Source organism: Stenotrophomonas sp. P5_B8 (assembly GCF_054049855.1).
In genome coordinates this window covers 1-3,033 of sequence record NZ_JBFULO010000443.1, presented here as the reverse complement: position 1 = coordinate 3,033, position 3,033 = coordinate 1, and the positions used below count along the sequence as shown (strand labels likewise).

Here is a 3,033-nt window from a genome sequence, read left to right as displayed (position 1 = left end):
ATTCCGGCCTTTCCTGTGCCCGGTCGGGCGAATATTTGGTGGAGCCAAGGAGGATCGAACTCCTGACCTCGTCGATGCGAACGACGCGCTCTCCCAGCTGAGCTATGGCCCCACGGATGTCACACAAACCCCGCAGGCCTTGCCTCGCGTTGGACCTAGTCTAGCGCCGTGAATGGGGCGCTGCCAAGGGGTGCACGGTGTACCTGCGCATACGCACGATATTGCCGGCCTTCAGTGCGACCGCGCTGCTCCGTCCTCGGCCGTCGGCCGTCTTTCTGAACGCCGATCGGGTTTTGTGAAGACCATTTGCGCCGTTATCCATTTAAAAACAACGACTTGAGAAATCGATCTAGTAGGAAAGGACTAGGTGCTCCTGCATAAAGAGGACCAGAAAGGGTGCCGATAAGAAGTGTGACGAACATCCCACACTTTTTCCTTCGAGTACCAACGATGACGACCCGTGCCGCCACCGTTTTCTCATCCTCCCTCGGCGCCCGCCTGGCGCTGCTGATGGGCCTGATCACTGCCGTCGCCTTTGTCTTGTTGGCGGTGCTGATCTACCGCCAGTCGGCAGCCAGTTACCAGCAGCGTGTGCAGGCCGGCCTGCAATCGTCCACCGCGCTCATGCGCGATTCGGTCGCGCTCTATGACCGCAGCCTCAGCGACAGCACCGAGCGCATGGCCGGCACGTTCCGCGCGCTGCTGCCCGACGGCGAGCGCATCCTGGATGCGGCCACGCCGGTTACCGTCGGCGCACGCCAGGTGCCGACGCTGCGCCTGGGCGGCCAGGTGATCAACCTGCAGGAGGCGGCCGTGGACCGCTTCGCCGCGGCGACCGGCGGGGTGGCCACGATCTTCGTGCGCCAAGGGGAGGACTTCGTGCGCGTCTCCACCTCGCTGCGCAACGCCGAGGGCGCCCGCGCGCTCGGCACCGTGCTGGACCATGCACATCCGGCGTACCGAAACCTGCTGGAAGGCGGTCGCTACACCGGCCCGGCGCGGCTGTTCGGGGTGGACTACATGACCCACTACCTGCCGATCACCGACGCGACCGCCAAGGTGATCGGCATCGTGTTTGTCGGGCAGAACTACTCCGATGGCCTGGCCGCGCTGAAGGAACGCCTGCGCACGTCGCAGCTGGGCAAGCAGGGGCATTTCCTGGCGCTGGATACGCGTCCAGGTGAGCAGTTCGGCACGCTGATCGCTGCGCCGGCCGATGAGGGCAAGACGCTGGCCAGTCAGGTGGACGCCGCCGATCGGCCGGCGCTGGAGGCACTGCTGGCCGGCAAAAGCGAGCAGGCGATCGTGCACCTGCGCCGCAGCGGCGACGCGGCATCCCAGGCCTATTTCGTTTCGGCCCAGGCCTACGCGCCCTGGAAATGGGCGGTGCTCGGCCTGGAGCCGGTCTCGGTGCTGCAGAGCGTTCTGCATTCGCTGATGCTGCATATCGTCGTGGTGGCCGGCTTGGGCCTGCTGGCGGTGATCGTGGCGCTGCTGGTGGTGGTCAGGCGCATGGTCAGCGTGCCCTTGGCGCAGGCCGGGCAGGTGGCCCGCGACGTGGCTGCCGGACGGCTGGACCGGCAGATCGTGGTCCAACGGCAGGATGAAGTGGGGCAGTTGATGGGCGCGCTGCAGCAGATGCAGGGCAAGCTGCGCGAGATCATCCACGCGCAGAACGAGATGAGTCGCCGGCATACCGATGGCGCGATCAGCCATCGCATCGATGCCAGCCGGTTCGAGGGGGAATTCGGCACGATGGTGACCGGCACCAACGACCTGGTGGACGCGCACATCCAGACCAAGATGCGCATGGTCGAACTGGTGCGGGCCTACGCCGATGGCGACCTGTCCGCATCGATGGAAGACCTGCCGGGCGAGAAGGCGCTCATCACCGAGGCGGTCAACGGTGTGCGTGGCCGCCTGCTGGCGATCAATGGCGAGATCAAGCGGCTGGTCGCGGCCGCCGCCGCCGGTGACTTCAGCGAGCGCGGCGATGCCGATGCCTTCGAATACGACTTCCGCGACATGGTCGAAGGCCTCAATACCCTGATGGTAACCGCCGACCGCAACCTGACCGCGCTGTCCGGGCTGCTGCGCGCGCTGKCGGCGGGTGACCTGCGCGGGCGCATCGAGGGCCAGTTCCAGGGCGTGTTCGCCACCATGCGCGATGATGCCAATGCCAGCGTGGCGCAGTTGACCGCGATCGTCGGCGACATCCAGCAGGCGGCGGTGGCGGTCTCCAGCGCATCGGCGGAGATCGCGGCGGGCAACGAGGATCTGTCGCGTCGTACCGAACAGCAGGCCGCCAGCCTGGAAGAATCGGCCGCCTCGCTGGAAGAACTGACCGCAGCAGTGAAGCAGAACGCCGACCATGCCCGGCGTGCCGACCGGCTTGCCGCCGACGCCGCCGAGGTGGCGGCGCAGGGCGGGGCGGCGGTGGCGCAGGTGGTGCAGACCATGGCCGGCATCGAGGCGTCCTCGCACCGCATCGCCGATATCACCACCGTCATCGACGGCATCGCGTTCCAGACCAACATCCTGGCGCTCAATGCGGCGGTGGAAGCGGCCCGCGCAGGCGAGGAAGGGCGTGGCTTTGCCGTGGTCGCCTCGGAGGTGCGGGCGCTGGCACAGCGCTCGGCGCAGGCGGCCCGCGAGATCAAGACGCTGATCGATGCCTCCAGCAGCCAGGTGGCGCAGGGCAGCCAGCTGGCCGACCAGGCCGGGCAGACCCTGGCCCGGGTGGTGAGCTCGGTGGGCGAACTGGGGGGCTTGATCGAAGAGATCGCCAGCGCCAGCCAGGAGCAGGCGGCCGGCATCGAGCAGGTCAACCAGAGCATCGTGCAGATGGACGGGGTGACCCAGCAGAATGCCGCACTGGTGGAAGAGGCGTCGGCGTCGGCCCGCGCACTGAACGCGCAATCGGCCGATCTGCAGCACACGGTGGGCCGTTTCCGACTGGCCGAAATGCGCGTGGCCAGGCGCGCGGCCGTGGCGGCCTGAGCCCCTGCAGCGCGCGCGTGGCCGGCCCCACGC

The 3,033-nt window shown here is 67.6% G+C and carries 1 tRNA gene and 1 pseudogene; one reads left to right on the top strand and one right to left on the bottom strand.

What is annotated here, in order from left to right:
• Positions 1-36: 36 nt before the first annotated feature.
• Positions 37-112: transfer RNA gene (locus tag ACXJKH_RS17745), tRNA-Ala, on the bottom strand.
• Positions 113-576: 464 nt separating this feature from the next.
• Between ACXJKH_RS17745 and ACXJKH_RS17740 the strand changes: the two are divergent.
• Positions 577-3,000: pseudogene (locus ACXJKH_RS17740) on the top strand (Cache 3/Cache 2 fusion domain-containing protein); the annotation flags it as partial.
• Between the last annotated feature and the right edge of the window lie 33 nt (positions 3,001-3,033).